Annotated in this window: 16 protein-coding genes, 4 tRNA genes, 3 rRNA genes and 1 riboswitch; of the genes, 4 read left to right on the forward strand and 19 right to left on the reverse strand. The window is 52.4% G+C overall.

Translation table 11 applies throughout. The annotated features are described in order from the left end of the window. Positions 1–13: 13 nt before the first annotated feature. The 3 genes from ilvM to ilvL all read right to left on the reverse strand — a co-directional run bounded on the left by ilvM (position 14) and on the right by ilvL (position 2,159). Positions 14–277, reverse strand: a complete 264-nt coding sequence (gene ilvM, locus ACS0RQ_RS26485; protein WP_039076997.1) for an acetolactate synthase 2 small subunit — start codon at positions 275–277, stop codon at positions 14–16. Next, positions 274–1,920 carry an acetolactate synthase 2 catalytic subunit gene (gene ilvG / locus ACS0RQ_RS26490; RefSeq protein WP_271850781.1) on the reverse strand — a complete coding sequence of 549 codons (1,647 nt, stop codon included), beginning with the start codon at positions 1,918–1,920 and terminating at the stop codon, positions 274–276. The genes ilvM and ilvG overlap by 4 nt, the downstream gene beginning before the upstream one ends. 140 nt (positions 1,921–2,060) lie before the next feature. Next, on the reverse strand, positions 2,061–2,159 hold the full coding sequence (gene ilvL, locus ACS0RQ_RS26495) for an ilv operon leader peptide (RefSeq protein ID WP_032229281.1): 99 nt from the start codon (positions 2,157–2,159) through the stop codon (positions 2,061–2,063). Positions 2,160–2,500: 341 nt separating this feature from the next. Between ilvL and ACS0RQ_RS26500 the strand changes: the two genes are divergently transcribed. Continuing rightward, a complete protein-coding gene (locus ACS0RQ_RS26500; protein ID WP_271850780.1) occupies positions 2,501–4,027 on the forward strand; it encodes a YifB family Mg chelatase-like AAA ATPase in 1,527 nt (508 codons plus the stop codon). A gap of 25 nt (positions 4,028–4,052) precedes the next feature. Here ACS0RQ_RS26500 and ACS0RQ_RS26505 read toward each other — a convergent pair whose 3' ends face one another. After that, positions 4,053–4,391 carry a MaoP family protein gene (locus ACS0RQ_RS26505; RefSeq protein WP_039076994.1) on the reverse strand — a complete coding sequence of 113 codons (339 nt, stop codon included), beginning with the start codon at positions 4,389–4,391 and terminating at the stop codon, positions 4,053–4,055. Positions 4,392–4,479: 88 nt separating this feature from the next. On the opposite strand from ACS0RQ_RS26505, the gene hdfR reads away from it, so the two are divergent. Then, a complete protein-coding gene (gene hdfR, locus ACS0RQ_RS26510; RefSeq protein ID WP_420372489.1) occupies positions 4,480–5,331 on the forward strand; it encodes an HTH-type transcriptional regulator HdfR in 852 nt (283 codons plus the stop codon). Positions 5,332–5,425: 94 nt separating this feature from the next. On the opposite strand, the gene ACS0RQ_RS26515 is transcribed toward hdfR, so the two are convergent. The 9 genes from ACS0RQ_RS26515 to btuB form a co-directional block, all read right to left on the reverse strand. Continuing rightward, positions 5,426–5,501: transfer RNA gene (locus ACS0RQ_RS26515), tRNA-Trp, on the reverse strand. 8 nt (positions 5,502–5,509) lie between these two features. Next, positions 5,510–5,586 (reverse strand) — tRNA-Asp (locus tag ACS0RQ_RS26520). A 192-nt stretch (positions 5,587–5,778) separates the two neighbouring features. Continuing rightward, positions 5,779–5,894 (reverse strand): 5S ribosomal RNA (gene rrf, locus ACS0RQ_RS26525). Positions 5,895–6,089: 195 nt separating this feature from the next. Further along, positions 6,090–8,990: ribosomal RNA gene (locus ACS0RQ_RS26530) — 23S ribosomal RNA — on the reverse strand. Between the two features lie 206 nt (positions 8,991–9,196). Beyond that, a tRNA-Ala gene (locus ACS0RQ_RS26535) sits at positions 9,197–9,272 on the reverse strand. Between the two features lie 108 nt (positions 9,273–9,380). Continuing rightward, positions 9,381–9,457, reverse strand: a tRNA-Ile gene (locus ACS0RQ_RS26540). Between the two features lie 70 nt (positions 9,458–9,527). Further along, a 16S ribosomal RNA gene (locus ACS0RQ_RS26545) occupies positions 9,528–11,069 on the reverse strand. Together the 16S, 23S and 5S rRNA genes with 4 tRNA genes alongside form the textbook arrangement of a ribosomal RNA operon. 393 nt (positions 11,070–11,462) lie before the next feature. Further along, positions 11,463–12,314, reverse strand: coding sequence for a glutamate racemase (murI, locus tag ACS0RQ_RS26550; RefSeq protein WP_107223580.1), 852 nt, complete (start codon positions 12,312–12,314; stop codon positions 11,463–11,465). Next, on the reverse strand, positions 12,259–14,109 hold the full coding sequence (gene btuB / locus ACS0RQ_RS26555) for a TonB-dependent vitamin B12 receptor BtuB (RefSeq protein ID WP_271850440.1): 1,851 nt from the start codon (positions 14,107–14,109) through the stop codon (positions 12,259–12,261). Before btuB ends, murI begins: the two co-directional genes overlap by 56 nt. Before the next feature lie 66 nt (positions 14,110–14,175). Beyond that, positions 14,176–14,355, reverse strand: a riboswitch (cobalamin riboswitch). A gap of 117 nt (positions 14,356–14,472) precedes the next feature. On the opposite strand from btuB, the gene trmA reads away from it, so the two are divergent. Next, a complete protein-coding gene (gene trmA / locus ACS0RQ_RS26560) occupies positions 14,473–15,573 on the forward strand; it encodes a tRNA (uridine(54)-C5)-methyltransferase TrmA (protein WP_125125577.1) in 1,101 nt (366 codons plus the stop codon). Positions 15,574–15,620: 47 nt separating this feature from the next. Here the strand turns inward: trmA and ACS0RQ_RS26565 are convergent, their stop codons facing one another. Together ACS0RQ_RS26565 and fabR are read right to left on the reverse strand one after the other, a co-directional pair. Beyond that, positions 15,621–15,974, reverse strand: coding sequence for a YijD family membrane protein (locus tag ACS0RQ_RS26565; protein ID WP_039077268.1), 354 nt, complete (start codon positions 15,972–15,974; stop codon positions 15,621–15,623). A 10-nt stretch (positions 15,975–15,984) separates the two neighbouring features. Further along, the gene (gene fabR, locus ACS0RQ_RS26570) at positions 15,985–16,623 is read right to left on the reverse strand and encodes an HTH-type transcriptional repressor FabR (protein ID WP_039077269.1); all 639 of its coding nucleotides are present in this window, start codon (positions 16,621–16,623) and stop codon (positions 15,985–15,987) included. 196 nt (positions 16,624–16,819) lie between these two features. Here fabR and sthA point away from each other — a divergent pair, with 196 nt between their 5' ends. Next, on the forward strand, positions 16,820–18,220 hold the full coding sequence (sthA, locus tag ACS0RQ_RS26575; protein WP_271850441.1) for a Si-specific NAD(P)(+) transhydrogenase: 1,401 nt from the start codon (positions 16,820–16,822) through the stop codon (positions 18,218–18,220). On the opposite strand, the gene oxyR is transcribed toward sthA, so the two are convergent. The 4 genes from oxyR to argC form a co-directional block, all read right to left on the reverse strand. Further along, the gene (oxyR, locus tag ACS0RQ_RS26580; protein WP_039077271.1) at positions 18,203–19,120 is read right to left on the reverse strand and encodes a DNA-binding transcriptional regulator OxyR; all 918 of its coding nucleotides are present in this window, start codon (positions 19,118–19,120) and stop codon (positions 18,203–18,205) included. The genes sthA and oxyR overlap by 18 nt on opposite strands. Positions 19,121–19,427: 307 nt before the next feature. Further along, positions 19,428–20,801 carry an argininosuccinate lyase gene (gene argH / locus ACS0RQ_RS26585; RefSeq protein WP_271850442.1) on the reverse strand — a complete coding sequence of 458 codons (1,374 nt, stop codon included), beginning with the start codon at positions 20,799–20,801 and terminating at the stop codon, positions 19,428–19,430. Positions 20,802–20,876: 75 nt separating this feature from the next. Then, positions 20,877–21,653 carry an acetylglutamate kinase gene (gene argB / locus ACS0RQ_RS26590; protein WP_271850443.1) on the reverse strand — a complete coding sequence of 259 codons (777 nt, stop codon included), beginning with the start codon at positions 21,651–21,653 and terminating at the stop codon, positions 20,877–20,879. A gap of 15 nt (positions 21,654–21,668) precedes the next feature. Beyond that, positions 21,669–22,673 carry an N-acetyl-gamma-glutamyl-phosphate reductase gene (gene argC / locus ACS0RQ_RS26595; RefSeq protein WP_271850444.1) on the reverse strand — a complete coding sequence of 335 codons (1,005 nt, stop codon included), beginning with the start codon at positions 22,671–22,673 and terminating at the stop codon, positions 21,669–21,671. Positions 22,674–22,685 lie beyond the last annotated feature (12 nt).

A 22,685-nucleotide genomic window follows, 5' to 3' on the forward strand; every position in this document is an offset into this window, starting at 1 on the left:
AATTCCTTTGCGCTCAGGCGCGGATCTGTTGTGATGATGTTGTACATTGCTGGATATCAACCCGGGCGACGTCGACCAGTTTGCTTAGCTGGCTAAACAGTAATTCGACGGGGCGCGGGCTGGCAACGGTCAATTCAATATTTATATTCTGCGCGTCGGTGGCCGCTTCCATGTTCATTGAGCAAACCTGAAAGCCACGGTGGCGCACCACACGTAATACACGTTCTAACGTTTCCGGGTTGAAGCGGGCCTGCACGGCGACCTGATGTTGCATCATGATAATTTCTCCAGCATTTCTGCATTACTGGCACCTGGCGGTACCAACGGCCAGACATTCTCAAGCTCGTCGATTGAGACATGAAGCAGGTAAGGCCCCTCGCTGGACAGCATGGTGTCGAGTGCCGCTTCAACCTGGTCTTTACGGGTGATGTGCTGGCCGGGAATGCCGAAGGCGCTGGCCAGAACGAGGAAATCGGGGTTATCGGTAAGCGTTGTTTCGCTATAACGTTCGTTGAAGAATAACTGCTGCCACTGGCGAACCATCCCTAAACGCTGATTGTCCAGTAACACGATTTTCAGCGGTAACTGCTTGCGTTTTACGGTGCCGAGCTCTTGAACATTCATCATGAAAGAGCCGTCACCGGAGATACAGATTACCGTATCATTCGGGCGAGCCACCTGCGCCCCAACGGCGGCTGGCAGGCCAAAACCCATTGTGCCCAAGCCGCTGGAGGTGATGAAGTTCTCCGGACGAGTGTAAGTCATGTGCTGAGCGGACCACATCTGGTGCTGACCCACATCGGTGGTGACCACGCTGTTGGCAGGTTTGCGATCTGACAGTTGTTTTAACAATAACGGTGCGTAAATCGCGTCACCTGGATGATCGTAACGCCAGGCGAACTCTGTACGCATGTCGGCATTAAATTGACGCCATTCGTTAATCTCTAAATCCTGTTGCAGTGCGGGCAGCAGTGCATTCAAATCGCCCTGCAGGCTGACATGAGCCTGACGCAATTTGTTCATTTCAGCCGGGTCGATATCCATATGAATCACTTTTGCATGCGGGGCAAAGGTATTCAGTTTGCCGGTCACACGATCGTCAAAGCGTGCGCCCACAGCGATGAGCAGATCGCACTCCTGCACCGCCAGATTTGCGGCTTTGGTACCGTGCATCCCCAGCATACCGAGATACCATGGATAGCTATCTTCAACCGCACCAAGGCCTTTCAGTGTGCAGGTTACTGGCATCCGGGTGGCGGAGAGGAACGTACGCAGCGCCGGAACCGCCTGCGCCATGCCTACACCGCCGCCAACATACAGCATCGGTTTTTTGGACTGAGCCAGCATCTGGCACGCCTGTGCCATTTCTTCATGCGGGAAGGAGAACTCGTCTTCGACGGTGGAGAAATGCGGTTCCAAATCACCGGAGGCTAACTGGATGTCTTTAGGGATATCAACAAGAACCGGGCCAGGACGGCCTGAGTTTGCCACCTGGAAAGCTTCGGCAATAACGCGCGGCAGCTCCTCCAGGGACTGCACCAGAAAACTATGTTTAGTGCAGGCCAGCGACAAACCGAGAACGTCCACTTCCTGGAAGGCATCGGTACCAATGAACGGTGCCGCAACCTGGCCGGTGATGGCAACCACAGGAACGGAATCCAGCAGCGCATCCGCCAGCCCCGTGATCAGGTTGGTTGCGCCCGGACCAGACGTAGCGATACAAACACCGGTCTTACCCGTGGAGCGCGCATAACCGATAGCCGCCATTGCCGCACCCTGCTCGTGCCGGCACAACAGGTGTTCCACGCCGCCGTCATACAATGCATCGTAAACCGGCATAATTGCGCCACCCGGATACCCAAAGACCGTATCAACCTGCTGTGCCCGCAACGCATGTACTACCCATTGTGCGCCATTCATAGTTACTTCCCCGCCGTAAATCGGGATAAACAGAATTTTGTGCTACTACTCATTCTCTGCTCCTCGTTTATGTTTTTAGGTCATAAAAAAAACCCCCGGACCTTTCGGTGCGGGGGTCTTAGTTCGTTAAGGCTTGATTTTTAAGCCTTTCCTCGTCCAAGTGCAGCCCCGCACGGTGGGATAATAATCACCACCACGCTAATCACAATCAGGCTAATCACTCGTAGAAGGGCTGTCATTTTCTGTACTTTCTGGCTTCATGTTCGAAGGAATGCCTAAAGAGTTATCACAGATATAAGACATGACACAAGAAATTTTTATGACGCGTTTTTTCTTTAGCAAAACAATCCCAATGAAACGCTTTGTTTTTTATAAAGAAAAAGTTAAATGAAATAATTTCATTTTTTTCAACGGTAAAAGGGCTTTGGGACATCAGCTTGTAACATGCGAGGAGCGTTCCAGAAAAAAATAGATCGTCCGCAATCGCCCAAAAAGTGTGGAAGCCTGCACGCAAACCTTCTTTTTTTCAGGAATCCAACGTCCATTTACGCCGCATACTTACCTTTAACAAGGAGGTGTTATGACGTTGTCGGTTATTTACACACGCGCAGCGCTGGGGGTTTGTGCACCGTTAATCACTGTTGAGGTGCATATAAGCAATGGTCTTCCCGGCCTGACAATGGTCGGTTTACCGGAAACAACGGTGAAGGAAGCGCGGGACCGTGTACGTAGCGCAATCATCAATAGCGGCTACGAATTTCCCGCGAAAAAGATCACTATCAACCTGGCGCCGGCGGATCTTCCCAAAGAGGGAGGGCGATATGATTTACCTATCGCGATTGCGCTTCTCGCGGCCTCTGAGCAATTGCAGAATATCCAACTTCATCGGTTTGAGTTCGTGGGTGAATTGGCCCTTACAGGGGCGTTACGTGGCGTTCCCGGGGCAATATCAAGTGCCATGGAGGCAATCAAGGCAGGCAGATCCATTATTGTCGCGGCAGAGAACGAGGCCGAGGTTAGCCTTACGGGAACGCAAGATTGTTATATTGCCGAGCATCTACAGGCTGTATGCGCCTTTCTTGAAGGCAAACATGAGTTATCTCCCCCCTCTCCACATTTTATCAGTGATAACCAGGATACAGTGCAACACGACCTAAGCGATATCATCGGCCAGGATCAAGGCAAACGCGCACTGGAGATTACCGCTGCTGGCGGACATAACTTATTGTTGATTGGTCCACCGGGGACAGGTAAAACCATGCTCGCCAGCAGGCTTGGTGCATTGTTGCCGCCCCTGAGCAACCAGGAGGCATTGGAAAGCGCGGCAATTCTGAGTCTGGTAAATACCTCCGGATTGATACGTCAATGGCGACAGAGACCTTTTCGCGCACCGCATCATAGTGCCTCACTTACGGCCATGGTTGGCGGTGGCGCAATACCGGGGCCAGGAGAGATCTCGCTGGCCCATAACGGCGTGTTGTTTCTTGATGAACTTCCCGAATTTGAGCGTCGAGTGCTGGACGCGTTGCGAGAACCCATCGAGTCAGGGCAGATTCATATTTCCCGTACGCGGGCGAAAGTAACTTATCCTGCCCGTTTTCAACTTATTGCCGCCATGAATCCCAGTCCGACAGGGCATTATCAAGGGAACCATAACCGCAGCACACCGGAGCAGACACTGCGCTACCTTGGGCGTTTATCCGGCCCATTTCTTGACCGCTTCGACCTGTCGCTTGAGATCCCGCTTCTGCCGCCCGGTATGCTGAGTCATAGCCAACATGACAGCGAAAAGAGCAGCGTTGTTCGTGCACGGGTTATCGCAGCACATGAACGACAGTACCAACGGCAAGGGAAGCTCAATGCGCTACTGGAAAATAGCGAGATGAGGGATTTTTGCGTGCTCACGCAAACGGATGGACAGTGGCTGGAAGAAACACTGGTTCGGCTTGGCCTTTCAGTACGAGCCTGGCAACGTTTATTGAAAGTAGGAAGAACCATCGCCGATCTGGAAGGCGCAGAAAGTATTCAGCGCGAGCATCTACAGGAAGCGCTTAGCTATCGTGCTATCGACAGGCTACTCATCCATTTGCAGAAAATGTTGGGATAAAAAAAGGGGCCGTAGCCCCTGTTTTTTAATCGTCAGATTCCGTGTAGTCCTCATTCCCTTCCATCTGCGGTTTGCCACCGGACAGGGTATGAAAACGCTTTGGACGCTTAATGCGTGACATATACTTAGACCAGACGCGTTCTGCTTCGGTATCTGGCTCGCGCTCGCCGCGACATACAGCGACGAAACGGATTTCTTCTTCGGTGGTCGGTTCACGCTTCCCGAGATCCAGCTCGTTGAAAGCATAACCGTGACGCTCAAGCAGCTGAGCTTCTTTGATGGTGAAATCACCATGACGGGAAAACCCGCGCGGATAATGTTTGTTATCAAAAAAACGATTAGTCGTCGTAAAGCTTTCCGCCATCCTGCACGCTCCTAATTCTTTGGCCGAGCTATTTATGGCGCGGAGTATTAGTTACGCTTGACAGAGTGTAAAACAAAACATTTAAATCATTACGACAAATAATTTTGCGGAGAAACCTGTGGATACGGAATTGCTAAAAACTTTCCTGGAAGTCAGCCGAACTCGCCACTTTGGGCGTGCAGCTGAAGCGCTCTATTTAACCCAGTCAGCGGTGAGCTTTCGTATTCGTCAGTTAGAAAACCAGCTTGGCGTGAACCTTTTCACTCGCCATCGCAATAATATCCGCCTGACAGCGGCCGGAGAAAAACTCCTCCCCTATGCCGAAACGCTGATGAATACCTGGCAGGCGGCACGCAAAGAAGTAGCCCATACATCGCGACACAATCAATTTTCTATCGGCGCAAGTGCATCGCTATGGGAATGCATGCTTAGCGACTGGCTTGGGAGGTTGTATCAGCTCGAGGAAAGTCTGCAATTTGAAGCACGAATTGCACAGAGACAATCGCTGGTCAAACAGTTACATGAGCGTCAGCTTGATCTCCTGATCACAACAGAAACGCCCAAAATGGACGAATTTAGCAGCCAGTTGTTAGGTCACTTTACGCTTGGGCTCTATTGCTCAAAGCCCGAAAAAACGAAGTCACAGTTAAATTATTTACGCCTGGAATGGGGGCCGGATTTTCAGCAACATGAGTCCGAATTGATCGGCAGCGACGATGTACCAACACTAACCACCAGTTCTGCTGAGGTCGCTCATCAGCAACTGACACTGTTAAATGGATGTGCGTGGTTACCCGTATCCTGGGCGCAGCAAAGGAATGGCCTGCATGTTGTGACTGATAGCACGACGTTATCCCGACCGCTTTACGCTATCTGGTTACAGAATAGCGATAAGCAAAACCAGATCCGCGAGCTATTGAAAATACAGGTAATGGAGTAACGTCAACGCATCCGCTATGGATGCGTTTCAATTGCTTTGTCAGAAAACAAGCAAAAAAAAATCCTTTGCCTGAGCAAAGGATTTTTTCTTTTTCTGGCAGGGGCGGAGAGACTCGAACTCCCAACACCCGGTTTTGGAGACCGGTGCTCTACCAATTGAACTACGCCCCTAAATAGGGTGGCGGAACGGACGGGACTCGAACCCGCGACCCCCTGCGTGACAGGCAGGTATTCTAACCGACTGAACTACCGCTCCACCGAATACTTCTGTAACCACCGGATTAATGCACCGGTTTACTTCTTAATTTGATGCCTGGCAGTTTATGAATCATGTTGTGATTCACCCTTCGGGCCGTTGCTGCGCAACGTTCAAAAGCGCTCGCTTTTGTCCTACTCTCTGTCGAGTAGCGAACTGCCCCGAAGACTGGTGCAGGTCTTTTAATTTGATGCCTGGCAGTTCCCTACTCTCACATGGGGAGACCCCACACTACCATCGGCGCTACGGCGTTTCACTTCTGAGTTCGGCATGGGGTCAGGTGGGACCACCGCGCTAAAGCCGCCAGGCAAATTCTGTTGCCAGAAACGAATCTTTTTCACTGTGGCTGCGTTGGCTGCATTCGCAAAGTCAGTCACATACTCATGTATGCTCCTTCCTTTACTTCATTTGCCGCCTTGCCTCAGCGTAAAATCTTTCGTTCCCGAAAATCTGTAATCAATGCTGAAAATCTTCTCAAATCGCCAAAACATCTTCGGCGTTGTAAGGTTAAGCCTCACGGTTCATTAGTACCGGTTAGCTCAACGCATCGCTGCGCTTACACACCCGGCCTATCAACGTCATCGTCTTTAACGTTCCTTTAGTGGACTTAAAGTCCAAGGGAGAACTCATCTCGGGGCAAGTTTCGTGCTTAGATGCTTTCAGCACTTATCTCTTCCGCATGTAGCTACCGGGCAATGCCATTGGCATGACAACCCGAACACCAGTGATGCGTCCACTCCGGTCCTCTCGTACTAGGAGCAGCCCCCCTCAATTCTCCAGCGCCCACGGCAGATAGGGACCGAACTGTCTCACGACGTTCTAAACCCAGCTCGCGTACCACTTTAAATGGCGAACAGCCATACCCTTGGGACCTACTTCAGCCCCAGGATGTGATGAGCCGACATCGAGGTGCCAAACACCGCCGTCGATATGAACTCTTGGGCGGTATCAGCCTGTTATCCCCGGAGTACCTTTTATCCGTTGAGCGATGGCCCTTCCATTCAGAACCACCGGATCACTATGACCTGCTTTCGCACCTGCTCGCGCCGTCACGCTCGCAGTCAAGCTGGCTTATGCCATTGCACTAACCTCCTGATGTCCGACAGGATTAGCCAACCTTCGTGCTCCTCCGTTACTCTTTGGGAGGAGACCGCCCCAGTCAAACTACCCACCAGACACTGTCCGCAACCCGGATCACGGGTCCACGTTAGAACATCAAACATTAAAGGGTGGTATTTCAAGGTTGGCTCCACGCAGACTGGCGTCCACGCTTCAAAGCCTCCCACCTATCCTACACATCAAGGCTCAATGTTCAGTGTCAAGCTATAGTAAAGGTTCACGGGGTCTTTCCGTCTTGCCGCGGGTACACTGCATCTTCACAGCGAGTTCAATTTCACTGAGTCTCGGGTGGAGACAGCCTGGCCATCATTACGCCATTCGTGCAGGTCGGAACTTACCCGACAAGGAATTTCGCTACCTTAGGACCGTTATAGTTACGGCCGCCGTTTACCGGGGCTTCGATCAAGAGCTTCTCCTTACGGATAACCCCATCAATTAACCTTCCGGCACCGGGCAGGCGTCACACCGTATACGTCCACTTTCGTGTTTGCACAGTGCTGTGTTTTTAATAAACAGTTGCAGCCAGCTGGTATCTTCGACTGATTTCAGCTCCACCCGCAGGGGCTTCACCTACATATCAGCGTGCCTTCTCCCGAAGTTACGGCACCATTTTGCCTAGTTCCTTCACCCGAGTTCTCTCAAGCGCCTTGGTATTCTCTACCTGACCACCTGTGTCGGTTTGGGGTACGATTTGATGTTACCTGATGCTTAGAGGCTTTTCCTGGAAGCAGGGCATTTGTTACTTCATCACCGTAGTGACTCGTCATCACACCTCAGCCTTGATTATCCGGATTTGCCTGGATAACCAGCCTACATGCTTAAACCGGGACAACCGTCGCCCGGCTAACATAGCCTTCTCCGTCCCCCCTTCGCAGTAACACCAAGTACAGGAATATTAACCTGTTTCCCATCGACTACGCCTTTCGGCCTCGCCTTAGGGGTCGACTCACCCTGCCCCGATTAACGTTGGACAGGAACCCTTGGTCTTCCGGCGAGCGGGCTTTTCACCCGCTTTATCGTTACTTATGTCAGCATTCGCACTTCTGATACCTCCAGCATGCCTCACAGCACACCTTCGCAGGCTTACAGAACGCTCCCCTACCCAACAACACATAGTGTCGCTGCCGCAGCTTCGGTGCATGGTTTAGCCCCGTTACATCTTCCGCGCAGGCCGACTCGACCAGTGAGCTATTACGCTTTCTTTAAATGATGGCTGCTTCTAAGCCAACATCCTGGCTGTCTGTGCCTTCCCACATCGTTTCCCACTTAACCATGACTTTGGGACCTTAGCTGGCGGTCTGGGTTGTTTCCCTCTTCACGACGGACGTTAGCACCCGCCGTGTGTCTCCCGTGATAACATTCTCCGGTATTCGTAGTTTGCATCGGGTTGGTAAGCCGGGATGGCCCCCTAGCCGAAACAGTGCTCTACCCCCGGAGATGAATTCACGAGGCGCTACCTAAATAGCTTTCGGGGAGAACCAGCTATCTCCCGGTTTGATTGGCCTTTCACCCCCAGCCACAAGTCATCCGCTAATTTTTCAACATTAGTCGGTTCGGTCCTCCAGTTAGTGTTACCCAACCTTCAACCTGCCCATGGCTAGATCACCGGGTTTCGGGTCTATACCCTGCAACTTAACGCCCAGTTAAGACTCGGTTTCCCTTCGGCTCCCCTATTCGGTTAACCTTGCTACAGAATATAAGTCGCTGACCCATTATACAAAAGGTACGCAGTCACCCCATTAAGAGGCTCCCACTGCTTGTACGTACACGGTTTCAGGTTCTTTTTCACTCCCCTCGCCGGGGTTCTTTTCGCCTTTCCCTCACGGTACTGGTTCACTATCGGTCAGTCAGGAGTATTTAGCCTTGGAGGATGGTCCCCCCATATTCAGACAGGATACCACGTGTCCCGCCCTACTCATCGAGCTCACAACCTGTGTGCTTTCGTGTACGGGGCTGTCACCCTGTATCGCGCGACTTTCCAGACGCTTCCACTAACACACAAGCTGATTCAGGCTCTGGGCTGCTCCCCGTTCGCTCGCCGCTACTGGGGGAATCTCGGTTGATTTCTTTTCCTCGGGGTACTTAGATGTTTCAGTTCCCCCGGTTCGCCTCATTAACCTATGGATTCAGTTAATGATAGTGTGACAAATCACACTGGGTTTCCCCATTCGGACATCGCCGGGTCAAAGGTTCATATCACCTCGCCGGCGCTTTTCGCAGATTAGCACGTCCTTCATCGCCTCTGACTGCCAGGGCATCCACCGTGTACGCTTAGTCGCTTAACCTCACAACCCGAAGATGTTTCTTTCGATTCATCATCGCGCTGCAAAAATTTGAGAGACTCGAACACACCGTCATCTGTTCTTATTACGGAGAACAGACACTGTGTGTCGTTTCAATTTTCAGCTTGATCCAGATTTTTAAAGAGCAAAACTTCGCAGTGCACCTTTTCAGGTTCACTCTGAAGTTTTCTTGTGTTCGCAGTAAAAGATGGTGGAGCTATGCGGGATCGAACCGCAGACCTCCTGCGTGCAAAGCAGGCGCTCTCCCAGCTGAGCTATAGCCCCATCGTAGGTAAATCTCACCAACCTTAATTACTGTTGAGGCAAGGCGTGGTGACACGAAGCATACTTAAAGTATGTGAGTGTCGCCGCAACGCAGCATCAGCAGGAATTTGGTAGGCCTGAGTGGACTTGAACCACCGACCTCACCCTTATCAGGGGTGCGCTCTAACCACCTGAGCTACAAGCCTGCAGAGATTTTTTACTGCTGTATTTCATCAGACAATCTGTGTGAGCACTACAAAGGCAGGTTCTTTAAGGTAAGGAGGTGATCCAACCGCAGGTTCCCCTACGGTTACCTTGTTACGACTTCACCCCAGTCATGAATCACAAAGTGGTAAGCGCCCTCCCGAAGGTTAAGCTACCTACTTCTTTTGCAACCCACTCCCATGGTGTGACGGGCGGTGTGTACAAGGCCCGGGAACGTATTCACCGTGGCATTCTGATCCACGATTACTAGCGATTCCGACTTCATGGAGTCGAGTTGCAGACTCCAATCCGGACTACGACATACTTTATGAGGTCCGCTTGCTCTCGCGAGGTCGCTTCTCTTTGTATATGCCATTGTAGCACGTGTGTAGCCCTGGTCGTAAGGGCCATGATGACTTGACGTCATCCCCACCTTCCTCCAGTTTATCACTGGCAGTCTCCTTTGAGTTCCCGGCCGGACCGCTGGCAACAAAGGATAAGGGTTGCGCTCGTTGCGGGACTTAACCCAACATTTCACAACACGAGCTGACGACAGCCATGCAGCACCTGTCTCACGGTTCCCGAAGGCACTAAGGCATCTCTGCCAAATTCCGTGGATGTCAAGACCAGGTAAGGTTCTTCGCGTTGCATCGAATTAAACCACATGCTCCACCGCTTGTGCGGGCCCCCGTCAATTCATTTGAGTTTTAACCTTGCGGCCGTACTCCCCAGGCGGTCGACTTAACGCGTTAGCTCCGGAAGCCACGCCTCAAGGGCACAACCTCCAAGTCGACATCGTTTACGGCGTGGACTACCAGGGTATCTAATCCTGTTTGCTCCCCACGCTTTCGCACCTGAGCGTCAGTCTTTGTCCAGGGGGCCGCCTTCGCCACCGGTATTCCTCCAGATCTCTACGCATTTCACCGCTACACCTAGAATTCTACCCCCCTCTACAAGACTCAAGCCTGCCAGTTTCGAATGCAGTTCCCAGGTTGAGCCCGGGGATTTCACATCCGACTTGACAGACCGCCTGCGTGCGCTTTACGCCCAGTAATTCCGATTAACGCTTGCACCCTCCGTATTACCGCGGCTGCTGGCACGGAGTTAGCCGGTGCTTCTTCTGCGGGTAACGTCAATCAACACGGTTATTAACCGTACTGCCTTCCTCCCCGCTGAAAGTGCTTTACAACCCGAAGGCCTTCTTCACACACGCGGCATGGCTGCATCAGGCTTGCGCCCATTGTGCAATATTCCCCACTGCTGCCTCCCGTAGGAGTCTGGACCGTGTCTCAGTTCCAGTGTGGCTGGTCATCCTCTCAGACCAGCTAGGGATCGTCGCCTTGGTGAGCCATTACCTCACCAACAAGCTAATCCCATCTGGGCACATCCGATGGCAAGAGGCCCGAAGGTCCCCCTCTTTGGTCTTGCGACATTATGCGGTATTAGCTACCGTTTCCAGTAGTTATCCCCCTCCATCGGGCAGTTTCCCAGACATTACTCACCCGTCCGCCACTCGTCACCCAAGGAGCAAGCTCCTCTGTGCTACCGTTCGACTTGCATGTGTTAGGCCTGCCGCCAGCGTTCAATCTGAGCCATGATCAAACTCTTCAATTTAAAAGTTTGATGCTCAATGAATTAAACTTCGTAATGAATTACGTGTTCACTCGTTGAGACTTGGTATTCATTTATCGTCCGAGGACGTTAAGAATCCATGTCACTTTGAGTGCCCACACAGATTGTCTGATAAATTGTTAAAGAGCAGTGCCGCTTCGTTTTTCGCTGCGGCGCGGGGTGTGCATATTACGCTTTCCCGCTGCAGAGTCAAGTATTTATTTTCACTTTTCTCTGCGGAATTCTCACCGGCATTCGCCTGAGAACCCTGCTGACCCGGCGGCTTGCTTGCCGTTGTTCCGTGTCAGTGGAGGCGCATTATAGGGAGTTCTCAGGAAGTGACAAGCCCTAATTTTAAAAAATTTTTCAACCGTCTCTTTTTTGCTCAAAAGACCATTAAAGCGCGAGTTTTTCGAGCGTTCCGAAGCCATAGCGCTGTAAAACGGGCAATAAAAGAACAGTTTCTGGTGTGACGGCCATGCAATACGCCAGATTTGCATCTGCTGATTTAGCATCAGGCGCCTCATGCTCAAGCAACCAGGCCGTACGACGCGCTATAGCCGCACCCGAATCCACCAGCCGCGTTCCCTCCGGAAGCACCTGCAACAGCTCATGCTGCAATAAAGGGAAATGCGTACATCCAAGCACCACGGTATCCGGCGGCTCAGGCATCCGAAGCCACGGACGTAAAATGCGTTTGAGTTCATCCAACGGAACTGGCTTACCGTGCAGCTTCGCTTCCGCAAGCTCAACCATCTCCGCTGAACCCAGCAATTCAATTTTGCATTCGTTAGCGAAGCGCTTAATGAGTTCGTGGGTATAAGGACGCTTTACGGTTGCACGTGTGGCCAGTAACCCCACCACACCATTCGCCGTTAAGCGTGCAGCGGGCTTGATCGCGGGAACCACCCCAACAACCGGGAAAGCGAATTTCTCACGTAGCGCAGGTAAAGAAACGGTGCTGGCGGTATTACAGGCAATGACGGCAAGCGCCAGGGGATATTGAGCCTGAACGGCAGTGACGATTTCGACAACACGTTCGACGATAAACTCTTCGCTCTTTTCACCATAAGGAAAGGCGACATTATCGAACGCGTAAATATAATGCAGGTCCGGCAGGAGATGCCGGACCTCATCATAAACAGATAACCCACCTACGCCAGAATCAAACACCAGCACGGTGGGCCGCAGTTTAGAAGGTGTAGCTGCCAGACAAGGTGTATTCTCGTCCTGCAGTTTGGTAGCCATAAGCTGTCTCGTAATCTTTATCGAACAGGTTAGCTATTTTACCACGAACTGTCAGATGTGAGGTCATCGGATATGACAATCCAATGTCCCAGACGCTTACACCGCCCAGCTTAACGGTATGGGAAGTATAGGTAGTTGCGTCATAGGCGTTGTCATAGCGTTGCCCCAGATATTGATACGCCACATTCCAGCCAAGGTCATAAATCTGCCCGGTCAGTTCGTACTTAACCTGCTGCTTCGCACGGCGAGCAAGCACCTTATTGGTTTCGTCATCACGCGGATCGATATATTGCAGCGTCAAATGGTGATCGACAGGACCTGTCGTTACGTTTCCGGTCCACTCCAGCCCTTTGATCGTTGCCGATTTCACGTTGTAATAAGCGCTATTATCGTAATCAATCAGGTTATTGATTTCATAGCGATACGTAGACAGACGCCAGTCCAACGGTCCCGTCAGGCCTTCAAGCCCTGCTTCCCATTGCTTCGACTCTTCCGGTTTCAGATTCGGGTTGGAAGCAATGCCAAACCGCTCCGCGCCAAACTGCTGCCCAAGCGATGGCGCCAGGAATCCGGTCCCATAAGAAAGCGTCACTCGGTAATCATCAACGAACTCCCAACCCGCTGCTGTCTGCCAGGTACCATGCCAACCGAACTGTTCGTCATGGTCTTCACGCCCGGATGCTTCCAGGGTTACTTTGTCGATTTGCTGCTGGCCGGTCAAATAGAGCCCGGTGGTGTCGCGCTTATAGATATCCGTACTGGATGTGCCGCTGGATTGCAGTTTCTCTTGTTTCCAGTCAACGCCACCACTGACGGAACCATGTCCCACCTCGACGTTGTTACCCCATTGGATGTAACGCTGTTCCATATTGTCCAGGCTTGCGCTCGCTGCATAGCGACCATCCTGCGCATTGTAATTATAATTTTTAAGGTGCTGATAATTGGCAATCAGCTGAGATGAGTAGATGCCGGAATGATAATTGAGGCCGGTATCCCATGATTGGGTATAGTTCTGGCTTTCATCGCCACCACCTGCGTAACCACCACTGCCCTGGTCATAGTCAGTATTGGAGCTGTAGCCATAGCCGCGGAAGAAACCTGAGACGCTATCGTTAAACTTATGCTGAACACCGCCCCAGAACAGTTTATTGCGATAACCGTCGCGATCGCTGTCATCCGCGTAGGTTGAGTCCGGCTGAACGTTAAAACCTTTGGTCGTCTGATACGCACCAGCAGCAGTGACCATCGTATCGCCAAAGCGTTGATTTATCGCGCCGTCATAGTTCTGGTAACCGTTGGTCCCCATCCCTGCGTTAATCTGCGCGCGCTCATCTTCACTCATCGTAATGATGTTAACCACACCACCGATGGCACCGGATCCATAAACCGCAGAGCGTGGCCCACGGATATATTCAATACGTTGTACCAGCGAGACCGGGATCTGACCAATATCGATTGCATTGCCAATACCGGCACGCGCCATCGGTACACCGTCAATCAGCACCAGTACATGACGCGCTTCGGTACCGCGAACAAAAAGAGAGGAGCTCTGCCCGATTCCACCGTACTGGGCAATGTCCACCCCTGGCAGACGACGCATCACATCGTTAAGGTCTTTTGACTGCCAGCGTTGAATATCTTCACGCGTCACCACATCGGTGGGTGCCAGTACGGTATTCACCGGTTGTTGAAAACGGTTTGCTGTTACCACCAGAGTGTCCGGGTTGCCATCCTGCGCCCAGCCGGAAAAAGCTGTGACGGAGAGCGCCGTCAGCAGCGAAGCTTTTTTAATCATTGTGAGAGCATCCACAAAATAATAAGGATGCCGCAGGTGTCATCAATAGCTCGCGATGATGGCACCAAATGCGACGTAATTCCGGCAGGTCTTCGGGCTAGGAGGTACAACAAGATGATGACTTCCCACATATATATGCAGTGTCTGCTTTCGCTACCATCCCACACATCCTTACCGCTGCGCGTCAGCTCCAGATTTACACTGGATTCCCTTTTAACTCACAGGACCGGAACAAGGATGCTACATTCAGAAACATATAGATGTCCAGACTGCTATGCCGGGAAGTGAAAAAACATCAGGACTGGACATCCCCTGAGCAATCCCTACAATCCCCGCGTTATTCTTAATCATTCAGGAAACACAATGACACCCGAACACCTGCCAACAGAACAGTACGAAGCCCAGTTGGCTGAGAAAGTCGTACGTCTGCAAGCCATGATGACGCCTTTTTCCGCGCCCGTTCCGGAGGTGTTCCGCTCACCGGTCAGCCATTACCGCATGCGTGCCGAATTCCGTATCTGGCACGACGGTGACGATCTCTACCACATTATTTTTGATCAACAGACGAAAAGCCGAATCCGTGTCGATAGCTTCCCGGCGGCAAGCGAGCTGATTAATCAGTTAATGAAAGAGCTGATGGAAGGCCTGCGCGGCAATAAGGTGCTGCGCCACAAGCTATTCCAGATTGATTACCTGACCACCATGAGCAATCAGGCCGTTGTCTCCCTGCTGTATCACAAAAAGCTGGATGACGAATGGCGTGAAGAGGCTACGCGTCTGCGTGATGCTTTACGTGCTAAAAACCTGAATGTGCACCTTATCGGGCGCGCCACCAAAACTAAAATCGAGCTGGATCAGGATTATATCGACGAACGTCTGCCGGTCGCCGGGAAAGAGATGATTTATCGCCAGGTTGAAAACAGCTTCACACAACCTAACGCGGCGATGAATATTCAGATGCTGGAGTGGGCGCTGGGCGCGACGAAAGATTCAACGGGAGATCTGCTGGAGCTCTACTGTGGGAACGGCAATTTCTCACTGGCACTTGCACGTAATTTTGACCGCGTTCTGGCCACAGAAATCGCCAAGCCTTCGGTTGCGGCCGCGCAATACAATATCGCAGCGAATCATATCGATAACGTGCAAATCATTCGTATGTCGGCAGAAGAGTTTACTCAGGCGATGAACGGTGTGCGTGACTTCAACCGCTTGCAGGGTATCGATTTGAAAGGCTATCAGTGCGAGACGATTTTTGTCGATCCGCCGCGTAGCGGACTGGATGCCGGGACAGAAAAGATGGTGCAGGCCTATCCGCGCATTCTTTATATCTCCTGTAATCCGCAGACGCTGTGTAAGAACCTGGAAACCCTGAGCCAGACACACCGCGTTGAACGCCTTGCGCTGTTCGATCAGTTCCCTTACACGCACCATATGGAGTGCGGCGTATTGCTCACGGCGAAGTAAAAAAAAGCGCATCAGCTCAAGGGCCGGATGCGCTTTATTTGTTTGGATTACAGTTCCGACTTACGGTTACGCATACGATAACCAATCCAGAAAACCAGGATCACGGACAATACCGCAGGCAGGAAATTAGAGCCGATAGCCGGATATTCCGCTCGTACCACGGTGCTGTAAAGTAACACGCCCAGAATAAAGCAAGCCGCTGCCAGACCCGGCAATCCGACCGGCATGGTTCGGTTTTGATAACGCTGATGCAGGCAATACACCGTGAGCACCAGTGAGATAATCGGGAAAACGGAGAAAGGCACGATCGAGCTAAAAATCGCTGCAAATGCGCCGTTAATCGATAAGCCAGCGATCAGTGCCAGCAACAATGTACCTTTATCCTGGACAGATTGTTTCATTACTTATCCTTCACTCGTCGGTTTGATGCGCCATTTTTTCTTGTTCACGGCGATACCAGTAATACGCGCCTTTGGAGATCATCCTCAGTTGCAATACCAGTCGCTCTTCTAATTGCCTGCGTTGCTCAACGCCGATATCCAGTGCTTCGGCACCCGCGCTGAAAACAATAGTGACCATTGCCTCGGCCTGCGCTTCGGTGAACGCACGCGGCATATGGTTTTCGAGTTCAAGATAATCGGCAAGTTCCGCAATAAAGTGCTGGATTTCACGTGCTACCGCAGCGCGGAATGCCGCTGAGGTGCCGGAACGTTCACGTAGCAGCAGACGAAATGCGTTCGGATTGTTGCCGATAAATTCCATAAAGGTCGAAACGGACGTTCGAATAACGCTGCCGCCTTTTGCGATACGCTGGCGCGCCTGACGCATTAACTGGCGCAGCATTAAGCCGCTTTCATCGACCATCGTCAGGCCAAGCTCATCCACATCGCGGAAATGGCGATAAAAGGACGTCGGGGCGATGCCCGCTTCACGCGCAACTTCGCGCAAACTCAGGCTGGCAAAACTACGCTCAGCGCTAAGCTGGCTAAATGCCGCCTCCACCAGCGAACGCCGGGTTTTTTCTTTTTGTTGCGCTCTAACGCCCATCACGATGCTTGAATCCCTCCGCAGACCTGCTGGCACTATACCAGAGAATAAAACTAATCGGATTGTACTGGATTGTGAATGATTGTTTACGAGCTCTTTCTGCTTTGCTGCATGAAAAAAGCACAACGATAATTGGGTTATGCCGCTAACGATGTTACTATTATGTTGTTTTTATGTATAAGAACAGGTAAGCCCTCCCATGCCACATTCCTACGATTACGACGCAATAGTTATAGGCTCCGGTCCCGGCGGCGAAGGCGCTGCTATGGGGCTGGTTAAACAAGGTGCCCGGATAGCGGTGATTGAGCGCTATCACAACGTGGGCGGAGGATGTACCCACTGGGGAACCATCCCCTCGAAAGCCCTTCGCCACGCGGTCAGCCGTATTATCGAATTTAACCAAAACCCTTTATATAGCGACCACACCCGCCTTCTTCGTTCCTCTTTCGCCGATATTCTCAACCATGCGGATAGCGTGATTAACCAACAAACGCAGATGCGGCAAGGCTTTTATGAGCGTAATCGCTGCGAGATTTTGCAGGGTAACGCTCATTTTATTGACCCACACACAGTTTCGCTGGAGTGTCCGGACGGCTCAGTAGAAACCCTCACCGCCGAGAAGTTCGTGATAGCCTGTGGCTCCCGCCCCTATCGCCCGGCCGATGTGAACTTCTCTCATCCGCGCATTTACGACAGCGACTCGATTCTGAATATGCACCATGAACCTCGTCACGTAATTATCTACGGTGCGGGGGTGATCGGCTGCGAATATGCCTCGATCTTCCGGGGAATGAATGTAAAAGTCGATCTGATCAATACCCGCGATCGCCTGCTGGCTTTCCTCGATCAGGAAATGTCGGACTCCCTTTCCTACCACTTCTGGAACAGTGGCGTCGTTATCCGCCATAACGAAGAGTACGAGCAGATCGAGGGAATGGATGATGGTGTGATTATGCACCTGAAATCTGGCAAGAAAGTGAAAGCAGACTGCCTGCTCTATGCGAACGGACGCACCGGTAACACCGACAGTTTACAACTGGAAAATATTGGCCTGGATGCTGATGGTCGTGGTCAGTTGAAAGTCAACAGTATGTACCAGACAGCGTTGCCGCATATTTATGCGGTGGGTGATGTGATCGGTTATCCAAGCCTTGCCTCAGCAGCGTATGATCAGGGGCGTATCGCCGCACAGGCGATGGTGAAAGGTGAAGCGACAGCGCACCTGGTTGAAGACATTCCAACCGGCATTTACACCATTCCGGAAATTAGCTCTGTGGGCAAAACCGAGCAGCAGCTAACGGCAATGAAAGTACCTTATGAAGTGGGCCGGGCACAGTTTAAGCATCTGGCGCGAGCGCAGATTGTGGGTATGAACGTTGGCACGCTGAAAATCCTGTTCCATCGCGAAACCAAAGAGATTTTAGGGATTCACTGCTTTGGGGAACGCGCGGCCGAAATCATTCATATCGGCCAGGCGATTATGGAGCAGAAAGGTGGCGGTAACACGATCGAGTACTTTGTTAATACCACCTTTAACTACCCGACTATGGCGGAAGCCTATCGGGTAGCTGCGCTAAATGGCTTAAACCGCCTGTTTTAACGCACTGTCGAAATGGCCATCCATCGCACCACGGATGGCCTCTGCCAACTGCTCATAGCGGCTACGCAGCGGTGAGCCCGGACGATAGACCAGACCGATAGTACGGCGCGGCTCCGGTTTAATACAGGGCAGATACACCACACCATCCCGCACACGCTCACGCGGTACCGCCAGCGCCGGTAGCAACGTAATACCGCTGCCCGCAGCCACCATATTACGCAGTGTCTCCAGACTGGTCGCCCGGAAGTGAGTGTCTTCATCTGCACCCGCTTCAAAGCAGAAGCCCATCGCCTGATCGCGCAGGCAGTGTCCATCTTCCAGCATCAGCAGCTTTTCACCCGCCAGATCGGACATCGGGACGCGGTCGCGATTCGCCCAGGGATGGTCCTGATAAATCGCCAGCATCATGGGTTCGTCGAAAAGCGGCACCTCAATAAAGGCTTCACTCTCTTTCACCAACGCCAGGATTGCACAATCCAGCTTGCCGCTGTCCAGTTGCGCCAGAAGCTGATGCGTCTGCGCCTCATGCAGATACATTTCCAGTTTCGGGAATGTCTGGTGCAGCATAGGGATAATATGCGGAAGCAGATAGGGTCCAACGGTAGGGATTAAGCCAATATGCAGCGGGCCGGACATCGTCTCCCCCTGCTGGCTTGCCATCTCCTTGAGCACTTTGACCTCACGCAGCACGGTACGTGCCTGATCCACCAGCAGCAAACCGGCCTGAGTGAACAAGACTTTGCGGCTGGTACGCTCCAGCAGCATAACGCCAAGCTCGTCTTCCAGTTTACGAATTTGCCCGCTCAGTGTTGGCTGGCTGACGTGGCAGGAATCCGCTGCGCGGCGAAAATGGCGGTGTTCGGCTAACGCCACCAGATATTCAAGATCACGAATATTCATTATTCATCCTCCGTCGCCACGATAGTTCATGGCGATAGATAGAATAGCAACGAACGATTATCCCTATCAAGCATTCTGTTCAATAATTAGCTCAAGAAACGCAGCGGGAGACATTACCCTTGATACCACTGCGCGTTCTCTCTGAACAACTAAAGCCAACGTGAACATTTGCGGACCCCGTGGTCCGCTTTTTTTTTGCGTAAAAAAGCCCGGGATAAAAGCAAAATGGCAACCGAAGTTGCCATTTTTAGTGTTTGCTCCCTCTCCTTGTGGGAGAGGGCGGGGTGAGGGCACCAGCCCGCACAAATCAAACCAACCGGTTTTTCGCATCCGCAATGGCCTGAGCGACCTGTTTCGGTGACACGCCGCCTTTTGCGGCGCGTTTGTCCAGGCAAGATTGCAGCGACAAAATCGGATAGACATCATCGGCAATCACCGCGCTAAATTTCTGCAAATCCGCCAGCGCCAGCTCTTCCAGCGGTTTGCCCTGGCCGATAGCTTCGACTACCGCTTCACCAACAATATGGTGCGCTTCACGGAATGGCACGCCTTTGGCAACCAGATAATCTGCCAGCTCAGTCGCGTTCGCATAACCCTGCTGTGCCGCCTCCTGGCAACGCGGACGTTTCACCTGGATGCCATCCAGCACCAGCGCCGCCATGTGCAGACAGTCAAGCCAGGTATCGAGCGCATCGAACAGCCCTTCTTTGTCTTCCTGCATATCTTTGTTGTAGGCCAGCGGCAGACCTTTCAGGGTCATCATCATGCCGGTCAAGGCGCCTTGCACACGGCCACATTTACCGCGGATCAGCTCCAGCGCATCCGGGTTTTTCTTCTGCGGCATCAGGGATGAGCCGGAAGTAACGCGATCGGACAGTTCAACAAACCCGGCTTCACCGGTGTTGAAGAAAATCAGGTCTTCGGCGAAACGGGAGAGATGGACCATACCAATAGAGGCGTCGGAGAGCAGTTCCAGCACGTGGTCACGGTCAGAAACGGTGTCCAGGCTGTTGCGGGTCGCGGATGCAAAGCCCAGCCAGCCTGCCAACTGCTCACGATCGATTTCATAAGCGGTGCCTGCGAGCGCGCCACAGCCCAGCGGACTCACATCAAGGCGCTTAAGCGTATCCTGCAGGCGGCTTTCATCGCGCGCCAGCATTTCTACATAAGCCAGGCACCAGTGGGCAAAAGTGACCGGTTGCGCACGTTGCAGGTGGGTATAACCCGGCATGACTGCATCCTGGTTATTTTCCGCGGTTTCAATCAGCGCGCTTTGCAACTGACGGTTTGCGGTCAGCAGCTCAGCCACCGTGTCTTTGCACCACAGTTTGAGGTCGGTCGCGACCTGATCGTTACGGCTACGCCCGGTGTGCAGCTTTTTACCCAACTGGCCGACTTTATCGATCAGTTTGCCTTCCACCCAGCTATGGATATCTTCGGCATCACTTTCGAGGATCTGCTGCGGATTCGCGCGCACTTCTTCCAGCAGGATATTCAGCGCCTCTTCCAGTTGTAGCTGCTCATCGTTGGTTAATACACCCACGGTGACCAACGCTTTGGACCAGGCCACAGAGCCAACGATATCCTGCTCCGCCAGGCGATAGTCAAAGCGCAAAGAGTCGTTGAACTGTTTGAACCGTTGATCTGCTGCCTGAGTAAAACGCCCACCCCAAAGTGCCATAACATGCTTCCTTAAATTCGTTTAGTGTTGCCTGTCTCTCACCCTCTCCTCTCAGGAGAGGGTTCAGGGAAAATTTTAAGCCAGAATACGTGTGCCGATCGGTGTACCGTTAAACAACGCCGGTAGCTGATCCGCATGCCGCCAGGAGGCGATATCCACCGGGCGATTCAGCGTACGCGCAGCATCCAGCGCCGCATTCACTTTCACAATCATGCCATCGGTGATGATGCCCTGGGCGATTAACTGCTCCGCTTTCGCCGCCGTCATCTCGGCAATACGCTGGCCTTTACCATCCAGAATACCGCTCACATCAGAGAGCAGAATCAGGTCTGCGCCCAGCGTTGCCGCCAGTGCCGTCGCCGCCTGATCTGCGTTGACGTTCATCAGTTCGCCTTCATCCGTCACGCCGATAGAGCTGATCACCGGCAGGAAACCACCGTCCAACAGCGTGTTAATCAGTTTCGGTGAACCCGGTTGCGCCAGGCCGACATGGCCCAGATCTTCATCCAGTTTCGTCACTTTCACGCTGTCACCATCGCCAAGATACAGGCCGACAGAGGCAATCTGATGTTTCTTCGCCCAGGCCAGCAAGGTTTTGTTCGCCGTCCCAGCCAGTGCGCCAGTAATAATGTCGATTTGATCGGCCGGGGTCACGCGCAGACCATTTTTCTTTTTCACCGGCAGGTTGAGCTGTTTCATCAGCTCATCCACCACGCAGCCGCCGCCGTGGACAATCACCAGCGGGCGCTGGTGCGACTCGCGGTAATTCACCAGCGCGGTAAACAGACGCTCCAGCGCTTCTTCACTATCCAGCAGTACGCCGCCGAGTTTAATAATTAATGGATTCATCATCAGGCCTGCACTCAATTAGATAAGAGACTGGGTTTCAGCGTAGCCGAAACGAATATTGGCACACTGCACTGCTTGCGCAGCCGCGCCTTTTAATAAGTTATCTTCGGTGGCCACGACAATCAGGTGTTGGTCCTTCACGGCAAAACCAATATCACAGAACGGCAGGCCAACCACATTTTTCAGCGCCGGAACACCTTTATCGTACAGACGCACCAGCGGTTTATCGCCATAAGCCTGTTGGAAAATCTCCGCGATCTGCGCCTGTGTTACGCCAGGTTTCAGACGGCAGGTAATGGTTTCCAGAATGCCGCGCGGGAAATTACCCAGATGCGGGGTAAAAATAACCTCAGCACCCAGATGGGTAGTGATTTCCGGGTGATGACGATGATTGAACACGCCATACGGCTGCAGGCTGACTTCACAGAAACTGTTCGAGATAGCAGCTTTACGCCCTGCGCCACTCACGCCGCTGGTCGCATTAATGACCGGCCACTGGTTGAGATCCAGCACGCCCGCATCAATCAGCGGTTTAAGGGAGAGTTGCGCTGCCGTTGGGTAGCAGCCCGGCACGGCTATCAGATTCGCCTCTTTCAGCGCATCCGCACTCCACTCCGCCAGGCCATACACTGCCTGCGCAAGCAGGTCCGGATGCTGATGAGTGAAGCCATAGAATTTTTCATAGAACGCGGGATCGTTAACACGAAACGCACCAGACAGGTCGAAAACCACGCAGCCCGCTGCGAGGAATTGCGGCGCCAGGTCGTGGCTCACTTCATGCGCCGTCGCCAGAAACACGACATCCACACCTTGGGTGAACTCGCTGATATCCGACATCGGCTGCAACGGCAGGTCGACAATGCCTTTCAACTGCGGATGTAAATCAGAGACCCATTTTCCTGCATCATTACTTTGCGCTGAAACCGTCAAAGCGGTTATGTTCATATGAGGATGGCGATTTACATAGGTCACTAGCTCTGCGCCGGCGTAACCGCTGGCACCCACAATTAATGTGTTCAACATCGGGGCAGTCTA

The sequence above is a fragment of the Phytobacter diazotrophicus genome (assembly GCF_052061655.1).
Classification (GTDB): Bacteria; Pseudomonadota; Gammaproteobacteria; order Enterobacterales; family Enterobacteriaceae; genus Phytobacter; species Phytobacter diazotrophicus.

What these genes read in the sequence shown, in the direction of transcription:
- ACS0RQ_RS26565 (WP_039077268.1), bottom strand. Translation starts at nt 15,974, where the DNA reads ATGAAACAATCTGTCCAGGATAAAGGTACATTGTTGCTGGCACTGATC.
- ACS0RQ_RS26500 (WP_271850780.1), top strand. Translation starts at nt 2,501, where the DNA reads ATGACGTTGTCGGTTATTTACACACGCGCAGCGCTGGGGGTTTGTGCA.
- argB (WP_271850443.1), bottom strand. Translation starts at nt 21,653, where the DNA reads ATGATGAATCCATTAATTATTAAACTCGGCGGCGTACTGCTGGATAGT.
- ilvM (WP_039076997.1), bottom strand. Translation starts at nt 277, where the DNA reads ATGATGCAACATCAGGTCGCCGTGCAGGCCCGCTTCAACCCGGAAACG.
- ilvL (WP_032229281.1), bottom strand. Translation starts at nt 2,159, where the DNA reads ATGACAGCCCTTCTACGAGTGATTAGCCTGATTGTGATTAGCGTGGTG.
- trmA (WP_125125577.1), top strand. Translation starts at nt 14,473, where the DNA reads ATGACACCCGAACACCTGCCAACAGAACAGTACGAAGCCCAGTTGGCT.
- murI (WP_107223580.1), bottom strand. Translation starts at nt 12,314, where the DNA reads ATGGCTACCAAACTGCAGGACGAGAATACACCTTGTCTGGCAGCTACA.
- argH (WP_271850442.1), bottom strand. Translation starts at nt 20,801, where the DNA reads ATGGCACTTTGGGGTGGGCGTTTTACTCAGGCAGCAGATCAACGGTTC.
- ilvG (WP_271850781.1), bottom strand. Translation starts at nt 1,920, where the DNA reads ATGAATGGCGCACAATGGGTAGTACATGCGTTGCGGGCACAGCAGGTT.
- ACS0RQ_RS26505 (WP_039076994.1), bottom strand. Translation starts at nt 4,391, where the DNA reads ATGGCGGAAAGCTTTACGACGACTAATCGTTTTTTTGATAACAAACAT.
- btuB (WP_271850440.1), bottom strand. Translation starts at nt 14,109, where the DNA reads ATGATTAAAAAAGCTTCGCTGCTGACGGCGCTCTCCGTCACAGCTTTT.
- argC (WP_271850444.1), bottom strand. Translation starts at nt 22,673, where the DNA reads ATGTTGAACACATTAATTGTGGGTGCCAGCGGTTACGCCGGCGCAGAG.
- oxyR (WP_039077271.1), bottom strand. Translation starts at nt 19,120, where the DNA reads ATGAATATTCGTGATCTTGAATATCTGGTGGCGTTAGCCGAACACCGC.
- sthA (WP_271850441.1), top strand. Translation starts at nt 16,820, where the DNA reads ATGCCACATTCCTACGATTACGACGCAATAGTTATAGGCTCCGGTCCC.